The sequence below is a fragment of the Sporichthya polymorpha DSM 43042 genome (assembly GCF_000384115.1).
Lineage (GTDB): Bacteria > Actinomycetota > Actinomycetes > Sporichthyales > Sporichthyaceae > Sporichthya > Sporichthya polymorpha.
In genome coordinates this window covers 2,217,185-2,241,293 of the sequence record NZ_KB913029.1, presented here as the reverse complement: position 1 = coordinate 2,241,293, position 24,109 = coordinate 2,217,185, and the positions used below count along the sequence as shown (strand labels likewise).

The following is a 24,109-nucleotide window of genomic DNA, read 5'->3' as shown; positions in this document are numbered from 1 at the left end:
TCCTGCCCCTCGGTCGCTAGTGCACCGGGGCGGTCTCGAGGAGGCGGGCGGCGAGGGTCTCGGCGTCGAACGGGCCGACGTGGCGGACCCCGTTGACGAAGAACGTGGGGGTGCCGCCGACGCCGCTGGCCTCGGCGGAGAGAACGTGGTCGCGGACGATCGGGGCGTACCTGCTCTCGACCAGCTCGCGGGCGAACTCCTCGACGTTCAGGCCGAGCTCGTAGGCGTGGACGATCAGGTCGCGCTCGCTCAGCTGGTCCTGTCGCTCGTAGAGCCGGTCGTACATCTCCCAGAACCGACCCTGCGCGGCGGCGGCCTCGGAGGCCTCGGCGGCGAGCGGGGCGTGGGGGTGGACGTCGAGCGGGAGGTGGCGGAAGACGTAGCGCAACTGGTCACCCAGGCGGTCCTGCAACTCGTGCACGGACCCCGTCGCCGTGCTGCAGAACGGGCACTCGAAGTCGCCGTACTCGACGAGGGTGAGCGGAGCGTCGACCGGGCCGCGGATGTGGTCGCGCGCCGGGTCGACGGGCGGGTCGAGCTTGAGCGGCCGGCCGGGCATCTCGCCCTGCCGCGCCTGCGCGACGCGGAACAGGCCCCACCCGAGCGCGGTCGCGAGCACGGAGGCGGCCAGAACGCCGATGCGCGCCTCGTCGGCGAGCTGCGGGTCGTCGAGCGCGAGGTCGACGATGAACAGCGAGATCGTGAACCCGATGCCCGACAGCGCCGCGCCCGCGGCGAGGCCGAGGCCGGTGATGCCGGGCGCGAACTCGCCCAGCCGGAAGCGGACGGCGGCGTAGGCACCGGCCCAGATGCCGATCAGCTTGCCGAGCACGAGACCGACGACGATGCCGATCGTCACCGGCGAGGAGGAGGCGTCGCTGATCGTGTCGCCGTCGAGGCGGACACCGGCGTTGGCCAGGGCGAAGATCGGGACGATGACGTAGCTCGTCCACGGGTGGTAGAGCCGCGTCATCCGTTCGTTCAGCGAGACCGAGCGCTCGATGCTCAGGCGCGCGGCGCGGGCGTACTCCGGGTTCGGCGACTGCCGGAACGCCCGCGTCAGGCGCTCAGCCTCCTCGACCTGCTCGCGGCGGGCCGGGTACGCGGGAGTGAACATCGCGATGACGACACCGGCCAGGGTCGGGTGCACCCCGGACTCGTACATCGCGATCCAGACCCCGATGGCGAGGACGAAGTACCCGGGCCCGCGCCACACGTGCAGGTAACGGAGCAACAGCATCGCGGCGATGCCGAGCGCCGCGAGCGCGAGCGCGACGAGGTCGAGGTCCTCGGTGTAGAAGAGCGCGATGATCGTCAGCGCGCCGATGTCGTCGGCGACGGCGAGGGTGAGAAGGAACAGCCGCAGCCCGGTCGAGACGTGCGAGCCGACGAGGGCGAGCACCCCGAGCAGGAACGCGGTGTCCGTGGAGATCACGACGCCCCACGCGGACGCGGCTTCGCCGGAGGGGTTGATCGCGAGGAACAGCAGCGCCGGTGCCACCAGCCCGAGCAGGGCGGCGGCGAGCGGGACGGCGGCGCGTCGACGGTCCGTGAGCTCGCCCATCGCGAGCTCACGTTTGACCTCGAGACCGACGACGAGGAAGAAGAACACCATCAGGCCGTCGTTGACCCAGTGCTTCAGGTCGAGGTTCAGCGTGTGGGTGTCGAGGGTGATCGACAGCTCGGTGTGCCAGAACCGGTCGTAGCTGTCCGGCCAGGGCGAATTCGCCCACGCCAGGGCCGCGAGCGTCGCGAGCAGCAGCAGGCCCGCGCTGCCGGCCTCGGTGTCCAGGTACCGACGCGCCGGAGCCGCCAGCCGGGTCATCATTGCCCGACCGGTCGACGCGCCGGACGTCGGGGAGTTCGCCACGGGGGTCAACAATGCCGGTTCGGTCGGGTTTCTTCCCCGCGGCTCGACTCAGGCGCCGGTGATCGCGTCCAGCATGGCGGGTGATCCCTGGATCGCCGTCCGCTGCATGTGGTGCAGGACGCCGCGGATGCCCCCGAGTTCCTCGCCGCCGCCGGCGCGGCCGGGGCCGCCGTGGACCAGCGTCGGCAGCGGGGTGCCGTGGCCGGTGCTGTCCGGCGCGGCGACGGCGTCGAGGACGAGGACCCGCCCGTGCCACGGGGCGACGCCGCGCACGACCTGCCGCGCGATCGCGGGATCGGCGGTGACCAGCGAGCCCGCGAGGCTGCCCCGGCCGCGGGCGGCGAGCGCGATCGCGTCGTCGACGGAGTCGTAGGTCAGCACCGTCGAGACCGGGCCGAACGGCTCGACGTCGTGCGGTTCGACGGCGCCGGGGCGGGCGCGCAGCAGCACCGGGGAGAGGAAGGCCCCGCGCTCGGCGTCCGCGTCGACGACGTCGACGGCGTCCGGGCTGCCGAACACGATCTCGGCGGAGGACCGCAGGGCCTCGATCGCCTTGCGGACCTCCTCGCGCTGGCCGAGGCTCGCGAGCGCACCCATGCGGACCTCGTCGTTGGCCGGGTTGCCGACGGTGACCTTCGCGAGCTTCGCGGCGATCGCCTCCGTGACCGCGTCGGCCGTCGCCGTCGGCACCAGGCAGCGGCGGATCGCCGTGCACTTCTGACCCGCCTTCACCGTCATCTCGGTGACGACGCCCTTGACGAACAGGTCGAACTCGGCGGAACCGGCCTCGACGTCCGGCCCAAGGATCGAGCAGTTCAGCGAGTCGGCCTCGACCTGCAGCCGCACCCCGCGGTGCTGCACCGCCGGGTTGGCGCGCAGGACACCGGCGGTGTGCGCGGAGCCGGTGAACGCGACGGAGTCCTGCTCGTCGAGGACGTCGAGCAGCGCGCCGGCGCTGCCGCACAGCAGCTGCAGCGAGCCCTCGGGCAGGATCCCGCTCCCGACAATCTTCCGGACGACGGCCTCGGTCAGGTACGCGGTCTGGCTCGCGGGCTTCACGATCGACGGCAGGCCGGCGAGGAAGGCCGGGGCGAACTTCTCCAACATCCCCCAGGTCGGGAAGTTGAAGGCGTTGATCTGCACCGCGACGCCGGGCCGCGAGGTGTAGAGGTGCCGGCCCTCGAAGACGCCGTTCTTGCCGATGCGCTCGGTGTTGCCGTCTACGAGAACGTCGCCCTCGGGCAGTTCCTTCGCGCCCTTGCTCGCGTAGACGAAGACGGTGCCGAACCCGCCGTCGATGTCGACCATCGAGTCGCGCCTGGTCGCACCGGTGCGGGCGGAGAGTGCGTACAGGTCGTCCTTGTTCTCGTTGAGGAACCCGGCCAGCTGCTTGAGGATCGCGGCGCGCTCATGGAAGCTCAGTGCCCGGATCGCGGGGCCGCCGGCGGTGCGCGCGTGCTCGGCCATCGCGGCGAGGTCGAGGCCGCGGGCGGAGATCCGCGCGACCTCCTCGCCGGTCGCGGCGTCGAGCAGCGGGTCGCCCTCGTCGTCGGCGCGGAACCACGTCCCCGCGGCGTAGCTCTCCAGCAGTGCGCTCATCGGGACGTCCCTTCCTCGGCGACTCGGGCCCATCCTGCCGGGGCGGGCCCATCCGGCGATACGCTACGCGTTTCCCGCGTCACGTCAAGAACGTGTAGTACATGGACGGGCCGTCCTGCGGAAGTGTTCCGCCATGGCCGAACCACTCGTGACCCCCGACGACCGGTACGTCGTCGTGCGCGGGCGGCTGTGGCGGCGGTCGAACCCGGCGCTGTCCGAGGACGCCCGCGAGCGCCTGGTCTCCGACCTGATGGCGGCCCGGCGGGCCAAGCAGGCCGCGATGCAGGCCGGGGACGACGACGCCCGCACGCGGGCGCGGGAGCAGGTCGACGCTGCCAAGCGCGCCCTCGGCGAGCGGGGGCCGGTGTGGTGGACCGACGGGGCGCCGGACTGGAACCGGCATCTCGCGAAGAACACCCCCTACGCGGACTGGTACGCCGGGCACTCCGCGCACGCCGAGCACACCGAAGAACCCGACGACTGATCGCTGCCTACCCTGGGGTCATGCCCCGGATCGCCTCTCTGCTGCCCGCGGCGACCGAGATCGTGCGGGCGCTGGGCCTTGCGGACGACCTGGTCGCGGTGACGTTCGAGTGCTCGCTGCGGGACCGGGTGCCGGTCGTGGTCGACACCGCGATCCCGGACGGGCTCAGTCCCGCCGAGATCGACGCGTGGGTCCGCGACCGAACGGCGGCCGGGCTGCCGATGTACGAACTGGACCGGGCCGCGCTCGCCGCGCTGAAACCGGATCTGATCCTCACTCAGGACCTGTGCCGGGTGTGCGCGCTCCCGGCCGGGACCGTCGAGGACGCGTGCCGCGCGATCGGCACCGACGCCGCGGTCGTCTCCCTCGACCCGCGCTACCTCTCCGACGTCTTCTTCGACGTCGAGACCGTCGCCGCCGCGGCGGGGGTCCCGCAGGTCGGCCGCGAACTCGCGTGGTCCCTGCGCCGCCGCGTCGACGTCGTCTCCCACGGCGTCGGCGACCGGCCGCGGCCGCGGGTCCTCGTTTTGGAGTGGACCGACCCGCCGTTCCTGCCCGGGCACTGGGTTCCCGAGTTCGTCCGGCACGCCGGGGGGATTCCGGTCGGCTCGATCGACGGCGGCCGCAGCGTCAGCATCCCGTGGGAGGACCTGCCCGCGGCCGACGTCGTCGTGGTCGCGCCCTGCGGCTTCGGCCTCGACGCCGCGATCGAGCAGAGCGCCGCGGTCGCCGAGCGCCTCCCCGGCCTCCCGATCGTCGCGATCGACTCCGCGAACTACGTCGTCCAGGCGGGTCCCGGCCTCGTCGACGGCATCGAGGCCCTTGCCTGGGCCCTCCACCCCGACGCCTTCGCCGCTCCCCCGCCGGGCCGCATCGCCCGCCCATTCGTTGATAAGGGGTGACACCCCTTATCAACGAAGTAGAGGGTGTCACCCCAGATTCACCGGGTCCGTAGGCGGAGGCGGAGGGCAAGGTCGACGCCGAAGCGGCGGTGGACGCGCTGGTCCCCGGGGTCGAAGCAGTCCGCGACGTCGGCCATCGGGACGACCTCCGGGTCCCGGACGACGTGCTCGACCCCCTCACGGATCAGCGTCGCCTCCCCGGCGGCGAGGACGTTGCGGACCCAGTCCGCGCGGTCACCGAAGGGCAGGGCGATGAGGAAGCCGTCGTCAATCGGGGTCGGGGTCACCGGGGTCTCGTAGGTCCGGCCGGAGCGGCGGCCCCGGTGCCGGATCAGCGCCGCCCGCGCGCCGGGGCCACCCGCGGTCCGGAGCTGGTGGCGGTTGACCGTCGCCCGGGCGAGCGGGCGCAGGATGTCGGGGAGGCGTGGCGGCGGACGCACTGACGATCCGTCAGAACAGCTCGCCGACCATCGGCACGATCCCGGCGTTCCGGTGGGCGGCCTTGGTCTGGAGGATCGCGGCGTCGAGGGCGTGCTCGGGGTCGGCGCCGGTCTCCCAGCCCCGCCACGTCGGGTCCGCACCGTCGCCGAGGACGGTCGGGGCCGCGCGACCCACCAGGGTCTCGGACTGCGCGCGCCAGTCCCCGGGAAGCTCCGTGTCCGGGGCCACCGCCGAACCGCTGACGACCGCGAGCAGCTGGGCCCACGACCGCGGGACCGCGTCGCCGAGGTCGTAACCCCCGCCGCCGAGGACGACCCAGCGCCCGGCGCTGGTCTCGTGGGCGAGGTCGTGCATCGCCTCGTACGCGACCGTGAAGCCCTCGACCGAGATCTGCAGGTCCGAGAGCGGGTCGTTGCGGTGGGCGTCGCACCCGCACTGGGTGACGATCACGTCGGGGCCGAAGGCGCGGATCCGCTCGGGCACCACGGCGTGGAAGGCGCGCAGCCAGCCGGCGTCGTCGGTCCCGGGCGGGAGCGCGACGTTCACCGCACTGCCGGGCGCCGTGTCGCCGCCGGTGTCGTGGGCCGCCCCGGTGCCGGGGAACAGCGTCCGCCCGTCCTGGTGCAGTGAGATCGTGAGCACGCGGGGGTCGTCGACGAAGCACCTCTCGACGCCGTCGCCGTGATGCGCGTCGAGGTCGACGTACGCGACGCGGCGCGCACCGGCGGCGAGCAGCGTCGCGATGCCGATGGCCGCGTCGTTGTAGACGCAGAAGCCGCTGGCGTGGCCGGGCATCGCGTGGTGGAGGCCGCCCGCGAGGTTGACCGCGTGCCGCGTCGTTCCGGACCACACGGCCTCGCAGGCCGCGATCGTCGCGCCGGCCACCGCAGCCGCGGCCTGGTGCAGACCCGGGATCACCGGGGTGTCCTCGGTGCCGAGCCCGAACCCGGCGAGGATCGCCTCCGGCAATCGCTCGGCCTGCCGCACGAGCGCGACGTAGGTCTCGGTGTGCACGAGCCGCAGCTGCTCGTCGGCGGCGGGCGGGGCGACGACCTCGGTCCAGCCGGCGCGTTCCGCGACCCCGAGCGCCCGCGCGAGCTCGACCGCGAGCGCCGCCCGCACCGCGCGCATCGGATGCCCGTCGCCGAGGTCGTAGGCCGCGGCGCCGTCGCCGGCGACGAGCAGGGTGGGGCAGGAACGCTCGTCGGGCATCGGGTCTCCTGTCGGGTCAGCGGGCGGGCGAGAGGCGCCGGCGGTAGGGGTCGGGCTCGGGGCCGGCGGGGATGACGCGGATCCGCGCGTCGACCACGGTCGCGCCGTCGGGTCCGGTCATGACCGGGTTGAGGTCGAGCTCGGCGATCTCCGGGAAGCGTTCGGCCAGCACCGCGACCCGGTGCAGCACGTCGGTCACCGCGGGGATGGCGACGGGCGGCGCGCCACGGTACCCGGCGAGCAGCCGGGCGATCCGCGGCCCGGCGATCATCTCCGTCGCGTCGACGTCGGTGAGCGGCAGGCCCCGGTACACCCGGTCGCCGACGAGGTCGGTGAGGACGCCACCGCTGCCGGCGGCGACGACCGGGCCGAAGTCCGGGTCGCGGGCGAGGCCGATCAGCAGTTCCGTACCCGTCACGAGCGGCTGCACGAGGACGCGCGGATCCTCCGCCGCGCGCACGACCGCCGCGTAGGCGGCGCGGACCTCCCACGGGGCGCGCAGGTCGGTGCGCACCGCGCCCCGGTCGGTCTTGTGCACGAGGTCGGGGACCGCACTCTTCAGGACGACGGGGTACTCGAGCTGCGTCGCCGCCGCCTCGGCCGCGTCGGGGTCGGTGACGACGACGCCGGGCGCGACGTCGATGCCGATCGCGCGCAGGAACGTCGCGGCCTCGACCGGCGGGAGCCACCCGCCCTCGCGGTTCGCGCCCAGGAACTCGTCGAGCAGCGTGCGGGCGGCGGCGAGGTCGACGCCGGCCAACTGGGGCACCTCACCCTGTGGCCGCCGGCGCCAGGCCGCGTACCGGGCGACGTGCCCGAGCGCGCGCACAGCCGTCTCGGGGAACTCGAAGATCGGGATGCGGACGCCATCGGTCTCGATGCGCTGCGGGCCGGTCACCGCGCCGAGCGCGACGACGGTCACCGGCACCTCGGGGCATTCCGCGGCCGCGCGGGCGATGGCGTCGAGGGCGCCCGGGGCGTCGTTGTCGCCGGTGGAGGCCACGACCGCGACCACCAGATCGACCTCCCCGGACCCGGCGACGATGCGCAGGGCCTCGGCGAGCGCCGCCGCGGACGCGGTCGCGCCGAGATCGAGCGGGTTGCCGTCGGTGTCGACCGGGCCGAGGGCCCGCAACGCCTCGATCGTCGGCGCCGTCAGCGGGGGCACCTCGAGGCCGGCCGCGGACGCCACGTCGGCCGCAAGCACCCCGCCGCCACCGGCGTTCCCGAGGACGGCGAGCCGCGACCCCTGCGGCAGCGGGCGCCCGGCGAGCAGGCGCGCGACGTCGAGCAGTTCGGGCAGCGAGTCCAACCGCACGACGCCGGCCGAGGCACAGAGGGCGTCGAGCACGCGGTCCGGCGTCGCCGCGGCCGCGGTGTGGGAAGCCCCGGCCCGACTGCCCCGGCTCGACCGGCCGCCCTTGACGACGAGCACGGGCTTGTCCGAGGCGACCAGCCGCGCAATACGGGCGAAGCGACGCGGGTTGCCGAACGACTCCAGGTACAGACCGATGACGTCGGCCCGCGGGTCGCGCCACCACTCCAGCAGCAGGTCGTTGCCGGAGACGTCGGCCTTGTTGCCGAGCGAGACGAACTCCGCGACGCCGAGCCCGTTGCGGCTCGCCGCGTCGAGCACGGCGATCCCGACGGCCCCGGACTGCGAGGCCAGACACAGCCCCCCGGGCGGCGGCATCTCGAGTCCGAACGACGCGTTGAGCCGCACGTCAGGGCCGGTGTTCACGACGCCGAGGCAGTTCGGCCCGACCAGGCGCATCCCGTAGCGGCGGACGACCGAAAGCAGCTCGGCCTCGGCCTGCCGGCCCTCGGGCCCCGCCTCGGCGAACCCGGCGGAGATCACGAGCACCGCGGCGACCCCGGCCTGGCCGCACTCGGCGACGACGTCGAGCACCGCGGGCGCGGGGACCGCGATCACGGCAAGGTCCACCGGCGGCGAGATGTCCCCGATCTTCGCGACCGCGGGCACGCCGCGCACCGCGCGGGCCGTCGGGTTCACCGGGTGCACGGAGCCGGTGAAGCCGGCGGCGAGCAGGTTGCGGACGACGCGGTGACCCGGACCCTCGAGCCGCCCGGCCCCCACGACCGCGACGCTGCGCGGGGCGAGCAGACGGTCCAGCGACCGGTTCTCGGCCATCCGCTCGCGGTCGAGGATGCGGCGCAGCGCCCGGTCGTCGAGGGCGGTGTCGAGGAGAATCGACGTCGTCGGCCCGTCGGGCTCGCTGCGCTCGGCGAACCCGGAGTCGACGAGGACCCCGACCATCGCCCGGTTCTCCAGCAGCACCTCGGCCCGGAACCGCCGGATGCCCCGCTCGCGGGCGACGGCGGCGAGCTGCTCCAACAGCAGCGTCCCGAGGCCGAGGCCGTGGCAGGAGTCCGCGACCAGGAACGCGACCTCGGCCTCGACCGCCGACGAGGGCAGGTAAGCGCCCATCGCGACCACGGCCCCGCTGCGCTCGGCGAGCAGGACGACCGGCGGCTGCTCCCCCGCGGCCGGCGGTGCCATCAGGTGCGTGACGAAGCGGCGACCGGCGTTCGCGTCGTTGGTGAAGAACCGCAGGTAGCGCGACCGGGCCGAGGCCTGGTCGTGCAGCTCGACGAGCGCATCGGTGTCCCCCGGCCCGGCCGGCCGGATCCGGACGTAGGAGCCGTCAGCCGCCAGCGCGTCCACCGGGTCCGGTGGTCCAAGAGTCAACGTGTGCTCGCCCACGTCTCCTCCGTACCCCGCAACGTCAGCGGAATCGCGCGCCATAGCGCTCGGTCCCGCTGACGTTACGCGCGAAGGTCAGGCGGCAACAGCCACGCGCGCCAGCGCGGGCACCACGAGGACGGGGGTGCTGCCCCGGCGGACGACGGACTCGCTCACCGAGCCGAACAGCGTGGAGGCGAGGAAGCCGCGGCCGTTGCTGCCGAGCACGAGCAGCTCCGAGCCCTTCGAGGCCGCGACGAGCACCGCCGTCGGGTGTCCCTCCACGACCCGCGTCGTGATCACCGGCACCGGGCCGTCGATCTCGCTGAGCACCTTGTCGATGTCGGTGCGCTGGACCTTCTCGGCGTAGGCGCGCGCCTCGTGCGGGCCACCGGTGTTGCCGGCGGCGAAGGCCATCCCGTCCCACGACCAGGCGGTGACGACCTGAACGTCCGCGCCGACGGCGACCGCGTGCCGGATCGCCCAGGACAGGGCCCGACGGCCCCCTTCCGAACCATCGACTCCGACGGTGATGTAACGCTGCTGGTCAGCCATTTTCCCTCCTCAGCATTACATCTGATTCTAGTTCAGAAAAATGAAAAGGGGCCGGAAACGACGGTCGACCCGGTCACATCGAAGGATCGTTCAGGCCGACGGGACGCGGATCGCGACGGCCGCGATGTCGTCACGGGTCGTGCCCACGAGCTCTACGCCGATCGCATCGAGGCGCTCTACGCCTGACGGAGCTCAGTCGCTGTGCAGCAGGAGCAGTGAGCGGTCCCGGACGGCGATGACGTCTCCCGCGCTGAGGGGATCGAGAGGGTCGGGGTCGTCCGTGGTGAGCACGACCCGCCAGGAGCCGCGGCCGGTGGGGATCGTGAACTCCACCGGTTCGAAGTGGGCGTTGATGAGGAGCAGCAGGCGGTCGCGGGTGGTCTCGCCGTCGGCGTCGGAGATGAGGCGGCCGTCGAGCGCGACCGCGAGGGTCTTTGCGATCGGGTTCTGCCAGTCCTCGGCCTGCATCTGTTTGCCGTCGGGCCGGTAGAGGACCATCTGCGCGACCCCGCCCTCCGGGGTGCGCAGGTACTCGCGGGGACGCAGGGCCGGGTGGTCGCGGCGCAGCGCGATCGCGGTCTTGGTGAACGCGAACAGGTGCTCGTCGACGTTGTCCCAGTCGTACCAGGAGATCTCGTTGTCCTGGCAGTAGGCGTTGTTGTTCCCGCCCTGGGTGCGGCCCATCTCGTCGCCGCCGAGGATCATCGGCACCCCGGCGGAGAGCAGCAGTGTTCCGAGCAAATTGCGGCGCATGCGCTCACGCAGCTCGAGGATGTCGGCGTCGTCGGTGTCGCCCTCAGCGCCGCAGTTCCACGAGCGGTTGTGGGACTCGCCGTCGTTGTTGTCCTCGCCGTTGGCCTCGTTGTGCTTGTCGTTGTAGGCCGTGAGGTCGGCGAGGGTGAACCCGTCGTGCGCGGTGACGAAGTTGACGCTCGCGGTGGGCGTCCGCCGGTCGCTGGAGTAGATGTCGCCGCTGCCGGTCAGGCGCAGGCCGAACTCGCCGAGCTCGCCGTCGGCGCCCCGCCAGAAGTCCCGGACCGAGTCGCGGTACTTGCCGTTCCACTCGGCCCATCGGGCGGGGAACCCGCCGACCTGGTAACCCGCGATGTCCCACGGTTCGGCGATGAGCTTCACCGGCGCGAGGACCGGGTCCTGGTGGACGAGGTTGAGGAACGCGGAGTGGATGTCCTCGCGGCCGTCCTGGCGGGTCAGGGTCGTCGCGAGGTCGAAGCGGAACCCGTCGACGTGCATCTCGGTGACCCAGTAGCGCAGGGAGTCCAGGATCAGCCGGAGCGGGATCGGGTGCCCGACGTTGACGCTGTTCCCCGTGCCGGTGGTGTCGAAGAAGTGTGCGGCATCGCCCTCGACGAGGCGGTAGTACGACGGGTTGTCGATGCCCTTGAGCGAGAGCGTCGGGCCGAGGTGGTTGCCCTCGGCGGTGTGGTTGTAGACGACGTCGAGGATCACCTCGAGGCCCGCGGCGTGCAGGGCCTTCACCATCTCCTTGAACTCGTTCACCTGCCCGCCCGCCGTGCCCGCCGAGCTGTACTCCCCGTGCGGGGCGAGGAAGCCGATGCTGTTGTAGCCCCAGTAGTTCCGGAGCCCCTTCTCCAGCAGGTGGCTGTCCTGGACGAACTGGTGCACCGGCAGCAGCTCGACGGCCGTCACACCGAGGTCGGTGAGGTAGTCGACGATCGCCGGGTGCGCGAGCCCGGCGTAGGTGCCGGCGATCTCCTTCGGCACGTCCGGGTGCCGCGCCGAGATGCCCTTGACGTGGGTCTCGTAGATCACCGACTCCGCCAGCGGGATCCGCGGCGGCGCGTCGTCGCCCCAGTCGAAGGCCCGGTCGGTGACGACGCACTTGGGCATCGAGGCCGCCGAGTCCTCGTCGTTCCGGCGGCCCGGGTCGTCGAAGGTGTGGCCGAAGACCGCCTCGCCCCAGACGACCTCGCCGTCCACCGCCGTCGCATGGGGGTCGAGCAGGAGCTTGTTCGGGTTGCACCGCAGCCCGTTCGCCGGGTCCCAGGGGCCGTGCACCCGGAGCCCGTACCGCTGCCCCGGCCCGACCTCGGGGAGGAACCCGTGGAAGACGTGCGCCGTCCGCTCCGGCAGCTCGACGCGCGTCTCGCCCCCGCCCTCGTCGAACAGGCAGACCTCGACGGAGTCCGCCACCTCCGAGGCGACGGCGAAGTTCGTGCCCCCGGGCCTCGGCGTGGCACCGAGCGGGAACGGCAGACCGGCGGTGGTGTCCATGGCGCGCACCTGCCCCCTGCGGGGCCCGTCCAACCCCCGCCTGCTCCGTTGGAGATGTCATCTTCACCGTGGCGTGGTTGTGCGTCGCGCGGCCAGTACACAGAGGTCCGCTGACCCGGGTGACCCTGACCGCCCTTGCGTCCGTGAAAGTGGTTGCCCGGGCGACCACTTTCACGGACGCAAGGCGTGCAGTGGAGATGTCATCTCCAGTGCAGGGGGGTCACCAGCGGAGCTCGTCGAGGGAGCGGATCCGGGGGACCTCGGCGCCGAGGTCCGGATGGGCGCCGTTGCGATCCAGCAGCACCGCGTCGAGCCCGGCGGCCAGGGCGCCGCGGGCGTCGATCTCCAGCGAGTCCCCGACCATGAGGGCCTCGGCGGGCGCGACGCCGAGCAGGTCGATCGCCTCGGCAAAGGCGCGCGGATCCGGTTTGCCGACCGAGAGGGTCGACGACGCGATCAGGTGATCCACGGCGTCGGCCAGCCCCGTCCTGGCGAGCTTGGCGCGCTGCTGCTCCTCGTCGCCGTTGGTGAACGCCACGACCGTCAGCCCGGCGGCGTGGGCTCGCTGCAATGCCGAGGACGGCCCTGAGCACGGCCCGATCCTCCCCCAACACCCCCGTAGCGTCAGCGGGATCGTGCGCTATAGCGCGCGATCCCGCTGACGTTACGGGGTTTCAGGAGGCGTTGAGGGGGCGGAAGCGGCGGAGCCGGAGGCTGTTGGAGACGACGAAGACCGAGGAGAGCGCCATCGCGGCGCCGGCGATCATCGGGTTCAGCAGGCCCGCGGCGGCGAGCGGGAGGGCCCCGACGTTGTAGGCGAAGGCCCAGAACAGGTTCCCCTTGATCGTCGCGAGGGTGCGACGGGAGAGGCGGATCGCGTCGGCGGCGGCGCGGAGGTCGCCGCGGACCAGGGTCAGGTCCCCGGCCTCGATGGCGACGTCGGTGCCGGTGCCCATGGCAAGGCCGAGGTCGGCCTGGGCGAGGGCGGGGGCGTCGTTGACGCCGTCGCCGACCATCGCCACCGTGCGGCCCTCGCTCTGGAGCCGGCGGACGACGTCGACCTTCTCCGCGGGGAGGACCTCGGCGATGACCTCCTCGATCCCGACCTGCGCTGCGACCGAGCGGGCGACGACGGCGTTGTCACCGGTCAGCAGCACCGGGGTCAGGCCGAGCTCGCGGAGCTGGGAGACGGCCTCGGCGGAGGTCTCCTTCACCGCGTCGGCGACGACGAGGAGGCCGCGCGGGGCCCCGTCCCAGCCGACGGCGACGACGGTGCGGCCGCTCTGCTGCGCCGCGGCGCGAGCCTGCTCCAGCTCGGGGGTCAGGTGCTGCGCCCAGTCGGCGAGCAGCCGGGGGCGGCCGACCACCACGGAGTGCCCGTCGACCATGCCCTGCACGCCCAGGCCCTCGACGTTGGTGAACTGCTGCACCGAGGGCAGGTCGCCGACCTCGTCGACGGCACCGGCCGCGATCGCCTGCGCGATCGGGTGCTCGGACGCCTGCTCCAGCGCGCCCGCGAAGGCGAGCACCTGCGACCGGCTCTCGCCCGTCGCGACGACAACGTCGAGCAGGCTCATCCGCCCCGTCGTGACCGTGCCCGTCTTGTCGAGGACGACGGTGTCGACGCGACGCGTGTTCTCCAGGACCTCCGGGCCCTTGATGAGGATGCCGAGCTGGGCGCCGCGTCCGGTGCCGACCATCAGCGCGGTGGGGGTCGCGAGCCCGAGTGCGCAGGGGCAGGCGATGATCAGCACCGCCACAGCGGCGGTGAACGCAGGTGACACCCCGTCACCCGTGCCGAGCCAGAAACCGAACGTCGCCACGGCGAGCGCGATCACGACCGGGACGAAGATGCCCGAGATCCGGTCGGCGAGGCGCTGGGCCTCGGCCTTGCCGTTCTGGGCGTCCTCGACCATGCGCGCCATCTGCGCAAGCTGGGTGTCCGCGCCGATCCGCGTCGCGCGGACGACGAGCCGGCCGCCCGCGTTGACGGTCGCGCCGACGACGACGTCGCCCGGCCCGACCTCCACGGGCACGGACTCCCCCGTCAGCATCGAGGCGTCCACGGCCGAAGAACCCTCGGTCACGACGCCGTCGGTCGCGATCTTCTCGCCGGGGCGGACGACGAACTCGTCACCGACGACCAGGTGCCCGATCGGGATCCGCTGCTCGCGGCCGTCACGCAGCAGCGAGACCTCCTTCGCGCCGAGCTCGAGCAGTGCGCGCAGCGCCGCTCCCGCCTGCCGCTTCGCGCGGGCCTCGAAGTACCGCCCCGCGAGGATGAACGTCGTGACGCCGGCCGCGGCCTCGAAGTAGATGTTCCCGGAGCCGTCGGTGCGTTCGACGGTGAAGTCGAAGCCGTGCTTCATGCCGGGCTCGCCGGCCGCCCCCCAGAACAGGGCGTAGATCGACCACGCGAACGCGGCGAGTGTGCCCATCGAGATCAGGGTGTCCATCGTCGACGTGCCGTGGCGCAGGTTCGTCCACGCGGCCTTGTGGAACGGCCACGCGCCCCACACGACCACGGGCGCGGCGAGCGTCAGCGAGAGCCACTGCCAGTTCGTGAACTGCAGCGCCGGGATCATCGCCATCGCGACGACGGGGATCGTCAGCGCGGTCGAGACCAGCAGTCGCTGGCGACGGCTGCGGAGCTCCACGTCGGCGTCGGACTCGAGCACGACCTCTCCGCCCTCGGGAGCCGGCGGCTCCGGCAGCTTCGCCGTGTAGCCGGCCTTCTCGACGACGGCGACCAGGTCCTCGGGTGCGATCTCGCCGGTCCAGCTGACTTTCGCCTTCTCGGTCGCGTAGTTGACCGTCGCGGTGACGCCCTCGAGCTTGTTGAGCTTCTTCTCGATGCGCGCCGCGCACGACGCGCAGGTCATGCCGCCGATCGCCAGTTCGACCTGGCCCTCGGCGGATACCGGGGGGGTCGTGCTCTGCTTCGCAGTGCTCATCGTTCTGTCCTGTCAGCGATTCTCAGTGCGCGTGGTCGTCGTCGGCGTGCTCGCCGGAACTGTCGGCCGCGGGACCCGGCGCGACCCTCACGGTGAACGCAGCGGTGCGGACGACGCCGACGTGGCGGAAGTCGAGGAACAGCCGGAAGTCCCCGGCGGAGGGAGCGGTGGCGATGAAGGTGACCGGGCCGGCCGGGGTGGTGCCGTCGCCGGGCGTCCCGTCCGGGTGGACGTGCAGATACGCCAGGTCCCCGGCCCGGAGGGCGACGAGGTGCCCGTACGCGCCCAGGTAGGGCTGCAGGTCCGTCACCTCGGTGCCGTCGCGGCTCACCGAGAACCGCAGCGGACCCTCCTGACCCGCGACCAGCGTGCCCTCCAGATTGACGGTGTAGCCGTCGACCTTGGTCCGCAGGCGGGGCACAGGCAACGCGGCCGGCGTGTACTCGCCCGCGACCGCGACATCGGTGCCAAGCACCAGCGCCCCGCCAGCGCCGGCCGGGTCGAAGTCGGCGAACAGGCGCCACGTCCCGGCGGAGAGGTTCAGCGGGACCGACCAGGTGCCGTCCGGCGCCAACGTCGGGTGGACGTGCTGAAAGCCGGTCAGATCGCGACGCACCGCGATCAGGTGCAGCTTCTTGTCGTGCACGACCTCGTAGTCCGTCAGCGCAGTTCCGTCGGGCCCGAGGATCCGCAGCGAGACCGGGACGGCCGGTCCGGCCGCGACTTCCCGCGCCACCTCGAGCGTGTACCCGGCCTCGGAGATCTGCAGCCCACCCGGCGCGTGCGCCGCCGGGGCGTGCGTCGCGCTTCCTTCGGCGGCCGGCGCCGGCGACTGCTCGCCGTGCGCGACGGTGTGGGAGACGGGCTCCGAGCCCACCGGCCCGACCGCGGCACCAACCCCGGCAGCGGCGCCGAAGACGCCGCACAGGCCGAGCACGTACGCGCCGAGTTTGACAGGTGTGTTCATGACGGATGCTCCGAGATTCCTAGGACCGGACGAGCCGGGCGATCGCCTCGGACGCCTCGCGCACCTTCGCGTCGGCGTCGGGGCCACCGCGCTGGGCGGCGTCGACGACGCAGCCGGCGAGGTGCTCCTCCAACAGGGCCAGGGAGAACGACTGCAGCGCGCGGGTCGCGGCGGACACCTGGGTGAGGATGTCGATGCAGTACTTGTCCTCCTCCACCATGCGCTGCAGGCCGCGGACCTGACCCTCGATGCGCCGCAGCCGGCGCAGGTGCTCGTCCTTGGCGTGGGTGTAGCCGTGCGTCACGCCGTCACGACCTCGTAGCCGGCCTCATCGACCGCCGCCACGACGTCCGGGTCGGCAAGCGGCGCGTCCGACTGGACGGTCACGCGGCCCGACGCGAGGTCGACCTGCACGTCCGTCACGCCGGGAAGCTTGGTCAGCTCCTCGGTCACGGCGCTGACGCAGTGACCGCAGGTCATGCCCTGGACCTTGTACTCGCTGGTGCTCATGATCGCCTCCGTTCGGATACCCCCTGCGGGTACCTGGTCCAAGACGGTACCACTGGGGGGTATTCCCGGAAACGGGCGTCAATCTTGCCGGGTGGCCAGGAACAGGTAGCGGTTGAGGCTGAAAAAGGCGTCCGGGCCGAGTCCACGCACGTCGGCGGCCCAGGCCGCGACGTCGTCCGCGGTCAGGCCGTCGCGGCCCGGGACGAACGCCTCGACCAGCCCGAGCAGCCCCGCGGCGAACGAGTGCTCGTCCCAGCCCGCGCGGACCAGGGGCAGGACGCGCACCTCCGGCTCCGCGAAGCCGGCCGCGCGCAGCAGCTGCGGGAGCCGGCGCGGCAGGAACGGGTCGACCAGGTGGGCGTCCCACGCGGTGAGGACGCGCCGCGCCCGCTCCGGGTCGTTGCTGCGCCAGACGAGGGAGTCCCAGTCCGTGTCGAGCACGTGCACCCGCCCACCCGGACGCAGCACGCGGCGCGCCTCGGCGAGGGCGGCCGGGACATCGGCGACGTACTCCAGCACCTGGGTCGAGACCACGACGTCGACCGACGCGTCGGGCGCCGGCAGCTCGGTCGCGTCGCCGGCGAGGTGCTCGACGGCGCCGGCGTTCGGCGGCAGCTCCCGGCTCTGCGCGAGGGCCCGCATCGTGTCGCTCGGGTCGACGGCGAGGACGCGCCCGGTCGGCCCGACGGCCGCGGCCATCTCGGCGGCGAGGAACCCCGGGCCCGACCCGACGTCCAGCACGACCTCGCCGGGCTGCAGCGCCAGCAGATCGAGGGTCGCCCGGCGCTGGGCGATCAGCTCGGGACTCGTGTAGGCGGCTTCGATCCGCCGGGAGGTGGCCTCGTCGAAGCCCATCGCGTTGCTCATACGCGCGACGTTACGCCGGGCCCGTCCCCCGGTATTCGGCGACCAGCAGGGCCAGGTCGTCGTTCAGCCGCTCCTGGCCCACGCGTCGGTGCAGGCCGGATACGACGGTCTCGAGCAGACCCGCCGGGTCCTGGCCCAGGCCGGGCTCCAGCACCGCGGCGAGCTCGATGAAGCGGCGCCGGGCGTCGCGGGCCTCGATAGCGCCGTCGGTGTAGAGCAGGAGACGGTCGCCGGGCTCCAACTGGGTGTGCGTGACCTCCGGCTCGGCGCCGAGGCCCAGTGGCAGGTCGGCGGACACGGTGAGCTCGACGATCTGACCCGGCGTCAGCACCAAGGGCGGCGGATGGCCGCACGACACGAGCTCGACGCGGCCGTCGTCGTGGATGTCGGCGATCAGAGCGGTGACGAAATCCTCGTCCTCCAGGTACGGCCGCATCCGCCGGTCGAGCCGCGCCGCCACCTCGGGCAGGCTGTCGTCGCGCCGGGCGGCGCGGAACTCGCCGAGCACCAGCGTCGCCGTTCGCACCGCAGCCAGGCCCTTGCCCCGGACGTCGCCGATCAGCAGCCGCGCGCCGGCGCCTCCGGAGACGACCTCGTAGAAGTCGCCGCCGACCTGGGCCTCCGCGGCGGCAGCCACGTACCGGGCGGCGAGGGCGAGGGGCCCGAGCCGCGCGGGCGGCGGCGCGAGGATCGCGCGCTGCGCCGCGTCGGCGACCCGCTGGACCTCGGCGAGCCGCCCGGTCTGGGCGCGGTACGTCACCGCGGACCGCAACGCGAGCGCCGCGCGCCGGGCCACGTCCTCGGCGAACGCGACGTCGGCGGGGGCGTACCGGCGGCCCGACTCCGCGAACGTCAGGGTGAGCGCCCCGAGGACCTCGTCGTCGGCGGCCAGCGGCACGACGAGAGCACTGGAGAGCGCGAACTCGCGGATGATCTCGCGGTGTTCGTCGTCCTCGACCGCCGACTCGATGAGCTCGGTGGGCAGTTCCGCGTACAGCTCCGAACGACCGGTGCGGACGACGTTCGCGGCACCGAACGCCGCGTCCATGCGCGTCGGGTACCGACGCCCGACCTCGTGCGCCCAGGCGACGCGGTCAGGGTCGACGTGGGAGAGCGCGACCGTGTGGAGCTGGCCGTCCTCCTTCAGCAACTGGATGAAGCACCAGTCCGCGAGCCGCGGGACCATGTAGTTCACGATCGCGTCGACGGTCTCCTGATAGTCCAGGCTCCCGGACAGCGCGGCCGAGGCGTCGGCGAGGAAGGTGAGCCGGTCGTTCGCGGCGCCCAGCGCGGCGTTCGCCTCGGCGAGGCGCTCGATGACGAGCGCACGGTCCAGGGCCTGCGCCAAGGTGTCGGCGAGCGTGGCGACGAAGTCGTTCTGCGTGGCGTCGTCGACGCCGAGCAGCGGAAAGGTGAGTCCGAGGACGCCGATGCAACGGGAGTCGACGATCAGCGGCGCGAGGTGGACGGCGCGCTCGTCCTCGTAGACAGCGGCCAGCGCCGGGAAACGGTCCGTCAGTTGTGCGTGTCCGCGTAGAACCAGCGGTCGGCCGGTGCGCACGACCTCCGCGGCGGGCAGGTGGGAGTCGAGCGGGATCTCGTCGAAGTCCGGCACCCAGCCGGGCACGTCTCCCCCGACGGCCAGCACCTGAAGCCGGTCCCCGCGCAGCAGGTACGCGCGGGCAGAGAGCGCGTGCAGTTCCGCCGCGGCCTCCATCGTCACGGTCCGCGCGATGTCGGAGAGGCTGTGGGCGTGGGCGAGCGCACCGGTCACGCGTTGCAGGGCCGAGAGCCGTTCGGCGGCCTCGGAGAGGCTCGCCAGACGGGAGACCTCCTTCGCCAGCGCCGCCTCGAAGGAGAGCTGCACCGGCATCGGCTCCGGCTCGATCTGCGCCCGGACGGCGGAGATCACCGACTCCCCCAGCCAACGGCGGAAGACCCGCAGCACCGCCGAGGCCGGAGGACTGAGCAACTGGGCGGAACGCGCGAACCGGTCGGCCTCGTCGAGGGCCTCGAGGTGACGGTGCGCCTTCGCGATGGAGTCGGGCGTCGCGTGCAGGACGAGGGTGAAGGAGCCGTCGGCGTTCGCGGCCTGGCGCGCCGTCTCGTCGCGGTACTCCGCCACCACCAGCGTCAGGTCGTCGAGGAGCCGCTGGACGATCTCGACCGTCGACGGCTCGAACGACCCGGCGGCCAGCGCGAGCTGCAGGTCGCGCACGAGTCCGTCGGTGTGCGCCCGCACCGCGAGCACGAGGTCGGCGCGGACCCCGGGGATCCGCACCTCGATGGGCGACTCGAGCTCGTCGTCGGGCCAGTCGAACTCGCCGTCGTCGATCGCGATCGGGGCGACGTCGTGGGGGTCCGGCCGCAGTTCGACCCAGACCGTCTTGCCGCCGTCGACGGGCGCGATGCCCCAGGCGGAGGCGTAGGCGGCGACGAGACCGAGCCCGCGGCCGGTCATGCCCATCGGCAGGTCGCGCGGCGCCAGGGCGAACGATCCGCCGCCGTCGGTGACCTCGACGCGGACCGCGTCCCCGTCCGTCCGGAGCTGAAGCACCACCGGTCCGGCCGCGTGCAGCACCGCGTTGGTGACGAGTTCGGTGACGACGAGCTCGACGCCGTCCTGGAAGTCCGGCAGGTCGCGCGTGACCTCCGCCGCGAAGCGTCGGGCCTTCGGAACGGCGTCCGGCTGCGCGGCGAGCACGAGTTGCACGTCAGAGTCTCCGCGCCCGGCCCGTGCCCACGCGTCCATTCTGTCGGTCCACGGGTGCTCCGTTCGGGTGTCCTTGGCCCCGTGTCGGAGGTACGGAGGTCCCGGAAAACGCGAATTTCGGTCGAGTCAGCGGGGGTCGAACGCCGGCGGAGGGAACTGCGGGGTCTGGGCGGTGATGCCGCCGTCGACCGGGATCGCGGCCCCGGTGATGAAGCTTGCCGCCGGGGAGAGCAGGAAGCAGATCAACTCCGCGACCTCCTCGGGCTCGCCCCATCGTTGGGCGGGAATCTGCCGGCGGAGCGCCTCGTACCGCTCGGGGCTCTTCTCCCGCAGCGGCGTCGTGAGCTGGGTGTGGACGGGCCCGGGGCAGACGGTGTTGACGCGGATCCCCTTCTGCGCGAGGTCGACGGCCGCGCACCGGGCGAGGTTGATCGCACCCGCCTTCGCCGCGCCGTACGCGCCGTGGCGGGGTTCGCCGCCGAGGGCGGAGACCGAGGAGACGACGACGACCGAGCCAGCGCCGCTGCGTTCCAGCAGCGGGGTCGCGGCCTGCATCCCGACCACGAGGCCGACCAGGTTGACCTCGAGGACGCGGCGCAGCCGGTCGAGCTCGACGACGTCGACGGACTCCGAGCCGGTGATGCCCGCGTTGAGGACGAGCCCGTCGAGCCGCCCGAACCGGCTGTCGGCGAGCTCGACCGCCGCGGCCAGCACCGCGGGGTCCGCGGCGTCGCCCTGGACCGTCGCGGCGCGGTCGGCCGGCAGCCCCGCGCACTCCGCAAGGTCGACGAGGACCACCGAACCGCCGCGGTCGAGACACATCTGCGCCGTCGCCCGACCGATCCCGGCCGCACCGCCGGTGATCAGCGTGACCGTCATCCGAACCTCCTGTCGCGCCGCCCCGCCACGAAACCGTGTCGCTGGATGTCGAGTCAAGTATTTCCGCGAACCCTGGCCCGTGCGAGCCTGCCTGAGCGTGCCGTTGGCCGGCCGCGCGAGGAGTTTCTTGACTCACCAAATCCTCGGAGCTAGCGTCCGAGACACCGCTCCCCCGCAGAAGGGACCCTGACGCATGTCCACCGCGCAGCCGTTCGACCACTTCCCGGACTCGACGTTGACCGGCACCTACACGCCGGACCTCGGGGAGTTCCTCAACGAGCACCCGCGTCTCGGGGTGAACCTGCAGAGCATGTACGCCTACGGAGGCGGACGGGCCGAGGACGGCTCGCTGTTCGTCGTCCACCGCAAGTTCCTGGCGTCGATGACCGGCGGGCTGACGGTGATGTCGTCGCAGAGCGGCAGCATGCAGATGCTCCCGGGCACGCCGTACAGCGCACGCGGTGAGGTGCGTCGGGTGCGGACGCCCGAGGAGTTCCGCTGGTTCGAGCCGCTCATGCAACGCATTCCCGAGGACCTGCGCCTGCCCGGCGAGCAGCCGCTCGACCTGTCGGTGACCAACGACGCGCTGCGGTGGGACGAGGGCAACCTGCTCAACCTCAGCGGCTCGATCTGCGCGACCGGCGTGAAACTGTACTGCTCGCTGGAGAAGGCCGGGATGCTCTACACGAGCCAGCCGTACGCGGTCGAGGGCGTCATCGACGGACGCCGGATGCAGGGCACGATCTTCCTCGACGCCATCTACTTCCGCCCCCACGGAGCGGAGTGGAAGGAGACCGAGTTCTACACGGACCGTCAGGTCTTCTGGAACCTCTACGCGAACCAGCTTCAGGACGGCACCACGCAATTCGGTCACCTCGTGCGGTGCACCAACGGCATGAACCTGGTCTGCATGGTCGAGGGCGACCGCGTGGTCGCGTCGACCGACCAGATGGAGGCCTCGTTCCAGCTCGACGACGACGGCAACATCGACCGGGGCGCGTACCGGGTCGACGACACCGAGATCGAGTTCAGCGGGGTGCCGGACGGCCGCATGGAGGGCCACTCGAAGGCGCGCTGGGGCGGCTACAAGTCGCAGGCCGGCGAGGTCCGCATCAAGGGCGACGACCGGCCGGTCAAGGTCGGCTTCAGCTGGATGGAGTTCTTCTCGGACCGCATCCGCTCCGAGGGTCTCGCCCGCTAGTTCCTGATGCTGCGTCAGCCGCCGCGGAGCATGCGCTCGACGAGGTGCTCGATCTCGGCGAGGAACCCGCGGCGGCCGAGGCCCCGGTAGATCTCGTCGCGCTCGATCCACGACGTCACCGCGGTCTCGTAGACGCCGAGGACGCTGGCGCCGACGATCAGGCTCTGGGCGGGCGAGAGGTCGGCGTTCGCCCGGGCGGCGGCCGCGCCGAGGATCGGCACCAACTGGTGACGCGTCGTGCGCCGGGCCTCCTCGACCTCGTGGTGCGCGGCGACCGAGGACACGAAGAACACCGTCGCGTCGGGGTCGCAGTCGTCGAGCCAGACGACGAGGCGCGCGATCGCCGGCCCGAGGGCGGTGGCGGGGCTGGTCGTCGGGTCGCCGAGTTCGGTGGCGAACCGCTCGACCAGACGGGTCCCGAAGGCGCGGAAGCCTTCGAGCAGGATCTGTTCCTTGCTCTTGAAGTGGTAGTAGAGCGCGGCGGTCGTGACCCCGGCGGAGCGCGCGATGTCGGCGACCGGGATCTCGTCCGGGGTGCCGGTGGCGAACAGTTCCATGCCGGCGCGGATGACGTCGTTCCGCCGGGACGGACGTCCCACCGCAGCACCGGTCGCCATGGATCGCGACGGTAACGTACGGATCGCACGCGAGTACGAGGTGACGCAGTGACGGAAGCGGTGGGGACCGGCCCCGGATCGCGTCGGCCGGAGGTCCTCGCGGCGGCCATCAAGGTCTTCGCCCAACGCGGACTCGCGGGCACCTCGTTCCCCGACGTCGCCGAAGCTGCAGGCGTCACCGTCGCGACCGTGACGTACCACTTCGCGAGCAAGGAAGCGCTGTTCGAGAGCGCGATGGAGCAGGTCCTGGACGAGCTCAACGCCGTCATCGAGGCCGCGCGCCCGACCGACGAGGTGACCGACGTCGAGGGGCTCGGCCGCGTCGTCGACGCGGTGTGGGGCTGGTTCGAGTCCCACCCCGACTCGGCGCGGCTCTACCGCACCCATCTGCAGGCCGCGACCGGCTCGACCCGCGATCTCCGGGACCGCTTCGTCGCCCTCCACGTCCGCCGCGCGTTCCAGTACCTCCCCGCCGGCCGGCCGTCCGCGAAGCGCCGCCTCGCCGCCCAGACCCTCGCCCTGCGGTCCCTGATCGCCGCGCTGAACATGGTCGCCGGCGCCCAGTCCGACGACGGTCCCCTCGCCGGCGAGGACAACAACCTCGTCCGCCGCTCGATGCGCGGCATCGCCCAGCAACTCGTGGCCGCCGAGCCCTGACCGGCGTTCTCAGCGGCGAGCCTCCGTGCGGACCAGTAGACCGATCTTGTCGATCCGGTGCTCGTAGTTGCCGAACTCGTCGTGCCAGAAGTTGCCGGCGGCGCGGTCCTCGGCGGTCGCGCAGGTGGAGAGGGTGAGGAACGCTTCGCGGGGCTCGGCTCCAGGTCGTCCCGGGACGGCTGCGCGCTGTTCGGCCAGCGACTGTTCGGACCGGAACGACGTGCGACGCGTACTGCGGATCTCGTAGACGTAGCGGGTGTCCTCGACGTCGACGTACACCACGTCACCGCGGCGGAGATCGGGGAGGAACTCGAAGACCCGCGTGGACGACGTGCGATGCGCGGTGACCTGGTAGTTGCCGATGCCGCCGGGCCCGACCCCGCCCCGCGGACCGTGCGGGCTCGCCGCGCGACCCCGGTCCTGGATCGCCGTCCCGGGGGCGTCGTCGGTCCAGCCCCGGTAGGGCTCGACCGGCAGGTCCCGGATGTCGAGCGTCGGGATCGTCAGCCTCGCGAGCCGCGGGCGTCCGTCGCTCGGCACGGCCTCCGACTCAGGTTCCGGGGTCGGCGCCGGCTCCGCGGTACCCGTCGGCGAGGCCGGGACCGTGGGCAACGGGTCCCGCGCCGTAGGGTCGCCGGCCCCGTAGCAGCCAGCCAGAACCGCAGCAGCCAGAACAGTCGCCGCCGCGGGGCTCCTCCACTTCTGACACCCGTGGGCCATACCC

20 protein-coding genes and 1 pseudogene are annotated in these 24,109 nt (G+C 72.7%); 4 read left to right on the top strand and 17 right to left on the bottom strand.

What is annotated here, in order from left to right:
* Positions 1-16 precede the first annotated feature (16 nt).
* Together nhaA and paaZ are read right to left on the bottom strand one after the other, a co-directional pair.
* On the bottom strand, positions 17-1,828 hold the full coding sequence (gene nhaA, locus SPOPO_RS0111090; RefSeq protein ID WP_084671718.1) for a Na+/H+ antiporter NhaA: 1,812 nt from the start codon (positions 1,826-1,828) through the stop codon (positions 17-19).
* 96 nt (positions 1,829-1,924) lie between these two features.
* Positions 1,925-3,469: pseudogene (gene paaZ, locus SPOPO_RS0111085) on the bottom strand (phenylacetic acid degradation bifunctional protein PaaZ); the annotation flags it as partial.
* Between the two features lie 133 nt (positions 3,470-3,602).
* On the opposite strand from paaZ, the gene SPOPO_RS29020 reads away from it, so the two are divergent.
* A complete protein-coding gene (locus SPOPO_RS29020; RefSeq protein ID WP_019874844.1) occupies positions 3,603-3,953 on the top strand; it encodes a hypothetical protein in 351 nt (116 codons plus the stop codon).
* A gap of 20 nt (positions 3,954-3,973) precedes the next feature.
* On the top strand, positions 3,974-4,855 hold the full coding sequence (locus SPOPO_RS0111075) for a TroA family protein (RefSeq protein ID WP_019874843.1): 882 nt from the start codon (positions 3,974-3,976) through the stop codon (positions 4,853-4,855).
* Between the two features lie 38 nt (positions 4,856-4,893).
* Here SPOPO_RS0111075 and SPOPO_RS29015 read toward each other — a convergent pair whose 3' ends face one another.
* The 13 genes from SPOPO_RS29015 to SPOPO_RS0111010 all read right to left on the bottom strand — a co-directional run bounded on the left by SPOPO_RS29015 (position 4,894) and on the right by SPOPO_RS0111010 (position 20,910).
* A complete protein-coding gene (locus tag SPOPO_RS29015) occupies positions 4,894-5,295 on the bottom strand; it encodes a nitroreductase family deazaflavin-dependent oxidoreductase (RefSeq protein ID WP_019874842.1) in 402 nt (133 codons plus the stop codon).
* A gap of 10 nt (positions 5,296-5,305) precedes the next feature.
* A complete protein-coding gene (locus tag SPOPO_RS0111065) occupies positions 5,306-6,508 on the bottom strand; it encodes an acetoin utilization protein AcuC (protein ID WP_019874841.1) in 1,203 nt (400 codons plus the stop codon).
* Between the two features lie 16 nt (positions 6,509-6,524).
* Positions 6,525-9,233, bottom strand: coding sequence for a bifunctional acetate--CoA ligase family protein/GNAT family N-acetyltransferase (locus SPOPO_RS0111060; protein WP_211210884.1), 2,709 nt, complete (start codon positions 9,231-9,233; stop codon positions 6,525-6,527).
* Positions 9,234-9,308: 75 nt separating this feature from the next.
* Positions 9,309-9,767 (bottom strand): universal stress protein, encoded by a 459-nt coding sequence (locus SPOPO_RS0111055; protein ID WP_019874839.1) that lies wholly within the window; start codon positions 9,765-9,767, stop codon positions 9,309-9,311.
* Positions 9,768-9,959: 192 nt separating this feature from the next.
* Positions 9,960-12,020: a glycogen debranching protein GlgX gene (glgX, locus tag SPOPO_RS0111050; protein WP_019874838.1), complete on the bottom strand. Its 2,061-nt coding sequence runs from the start codon at positions 12,018-12,020 to the stop codon at positions 9,960-9,962.
* 220 nt (positions 12,021-12,240) lie between these two features.
* Positions 12,241-12,621, bottom strand: coding sequence for an HAD family hydrolase (locus SPOPO_RS29010; protein ID WP_281168192.1), 381 nt, complete (start codon positions 12,619-12,621; stop codon positions 12,241-12,243).
* A gap of 73 nt (positions 12,622-12,694) precedes the next feature.
* On the bottom strand, positions 12,695-14,974 hold the full coding sequence (locus SPOPO_RS0111040) for a heavy metal translocating P-type ATPase (RefSeq protein ID WP_019874836.1): 2,280 nt from the start codon (positions 14,972-14,974) through the stop codon (positions 12,695-12,697).
* Positions 14,975-14,996: 22 nt separating this feature from the next.
* Positions 14,997-15,941, bottom strand: a complete 945-nt coding sequence (locus SPOPO_RS0111035) for a hypothetical protein (protein WP_019874835.1) — start codon at positions 15,939-15,941, stop codon at positions 14,997-14,999.
* A gap of 19 nt (positions 15,942-15,960) precedes the next feature.
* Complete coding sequence (locus tag SPOPO_RS0111030; protein ID WP_019874834.1) at positions 15,961-16,245, bottom strand: metal-sensitive transcriptional regulator; 285 nt, start codon at positions 16,243-16,245, stop codon at positions 15,961-15,963.
* Positions 16,242-16,451, bottom strand: coding sequence for a heavy-metal-associated domain-containing protein (locus tag SPOPO_RS0111025; protein ID WP_019874833.1), 210 nt, complete (start codon positions 16,449-16,451; stop codon positions 16,242-16,244). The genes SPOPO_RS0111030 and SPOPO_RS0111025 overlap by 4 nt, the downstream gene beginning before the upstream one ends.
* A gap of 78 nt (positions 16,452-16,529) precedes the next feature.
* A complete protein-coding gene (locus SPOPO_RS0111020; RefSeq protein ID WP_019874832.1) occupies positions 16,530-17,318 on the bottom strand; it encodes a methyltransferase domain-containing protein in 789 nt (262 codons plus the stop codon).
* Positions 17,319-17,328: 10 nt separating this feature from the next.
* On the bottom strand, positions 17,329-20,031 hold the full coding sequence (locus SPOPO_RS32705; protein WP_019874831.1) for a SpoIIE family protein phosphatase: 2,703 nt from the start codon (positions 20,029-20,031) through the stop codon (positions 17,329-17,331).
* Between the two features lie 126 nt (positions 20,032-20,157).
* Positions 20,158-20,910, bottom strand: a complete 753-nt coding sequence (locus tag SPOPO_RS0111010) for an SDR family NAD(P)-dependent oxidoreductase (RefSeq protein ID WP_019874830.1) — start codon at positions 20,908-20,910, stop codon at positions 20,158-20,160.
* 193 nt (positions 20,911-21,103) lie between these two features.
* Here SPOPO_RS0111010 and SPOPO_RS0111005 point away from each other — a divergent pair, with 193 nt between their 5' ends.
* A complete protein-coding gene (locus SPOPO_RS0111005; RefSeq protein ID WP_019874829.1) occupies positions 21,104-22,111 on the top strand; it encodes a hypothetical protein in 1,008 nt (335 codons plus the stop codon).
* A 14-nt stretch (positions 22,112-22,125) separates the two neighbouring features.
* Here the strand turns inward: SPOPO_RS0111005 and SPOPO_RS0111000 are convergent, their stop codons facing one another.
* Positions 22,126-22,728: a TetR/AcrR family transcriptional regulator gene (locus SPOPO_RS0111000; protein ID WP_019874828.1), complete on the bottom strand. Its 603-nt coding sequence runs from the start codon at positions 22,726-22,728 to the stop codon at positions 22,126-22,128.
* A 48-nt stretch (positions 22,729-22,776) separates the two neighbouring features.
* Between SPOPO_RS0111000 and SPOPO_RS0110995 the strand changes: the two genes are divergently transcribed.
* Positions 22,777-23,385: a TetR/AcrR family transcriptional regulator gene (locus tag SPOPO_RS0110995; protein WP_028984689.1), complete on the top strand. Its 609-nt coding sequence runs from the start codon at positions 22,777-22,779 to the stop codon at positions 23,383-23,385.
* 9 nt (positions 23,386-23,394) lie between these two features.
* On the opposite strand, the gene SPOPO_RS29000 is transcribed toward SPOPO_RS0110995, so the two are convergent.
* Complete coding sequence (locus SPOPO_RS29000; protein WP_019874826.1) at positions 23,395-23,925, bottom strand: sortase domain-containing protein; 531 nt, start codon at positions 23,923-23,925, stop codon at positions 23,395-23,397.
* Positions 23,926-24,109 lie beyond the last annotated feature (184 nt).

What these genes read in the sequence shown, in the direction of transcription:
- SPOPO_RS0111035 (WP_019874835.1), bottom strand. Translation starts at nt 15,941, where the DNA reads ATGAACACACCTGTCAAACTCGGCGCGTACGTGCTCGGCCTGTGCGGC.
- SPOPO_RS0111065 (WP_019874841.1), bottom strand. Translation starts at nt 6,508, where the DNA reads ATGCCCGACGAGCGTTCCTGCCCCACCCTGCTCGTCGCCGGCGACGGC.
- SPOPO_RS0111020 (WP_019874832.1), bottom strand. Translation starts at nt 17,318, where the DNA reads ATGAGCAACGCGATGGGCTTCGACGAGGCCACCTCCCGGCGGATCGAA.
- SPOPO_RS0111040 (WP_019874836.1), bottom strand. Translation starts at nt 14,974, where the DNA reads ATGAGCACTGCGAAGCAGAGCACGACCCCCCCGGTATCCGCCGAGGGC.
- SPOPO_RS0111075 (WP_019874843.1), top strand. Translation starts at nt 3,974, where the DNA reads ATGCCCCGGATCGCCTCTCTGCTGCCCGCGGCGACCGAGATCGTGCGG.
- SPOPO_RS0111055 (WP_019874839.1), bottom strand. Translation starts at nt 9,767, where the DNA reads ATGGCTGACCAGCAGCGTTACATCACCGTCGGAGTCGATGGTTCGGAA.
- SPOPO_RS0111025 (WP_019874833.1), bottom strand. Translation starts at nt 16,451, where the DNA reads ATGAGCACCAGCGAGTACAAGGTCCAGGGCATGACCTGCGGTCACTGC.
- glgX (WP_019874838.1), bottom strand. Translation starts at nt 12,020, where the DNA reads ATGGACACCACCGCCGGTCTGCCGTTCCCGCTCGGTGCCACGCCGAGG.
- nhaA (WP_084671718.1), bottom strand. Translation starts at nt 1,828, where the DNA reads ATGATGACCCGGCTGGCGGCTCCGGCGCGTCGGTACCTGGACACCGAG.
- SPOPO_RS0111000 (WP_019874828.1), bottom strand. Translation starts at nt 22,728, where the DNA reads ATGGCGACCGGTGCTGCGGTGGGACGTCCGTCCCGGCGGAACGACGTC.
- SPOPO_RS0111005 (WP_019874829.1), top strand. Translation starts at nt 21,104, where the DNA reads ATGTCCACCGCGCAGCCGTTCGACCACTTCCCGGACTCGACGTTGACC.
- SPOPO_RS0111010 (WP_019874830.1), bottom strand. Translation starts at nt 20,910, where the DNA reads ATGACGGTCACGCTGATCACCGGCGGTGCGGCCGGGATCGGTCGGGCG.
- SPOPO_RS29020 (WP_019874844.1), top strand. Translation starts at nt 3,603, where the DNA reads ATGGCCGAACCACTCGTGACCCCCGACGACCGGTACGTCGTCGTGCGC.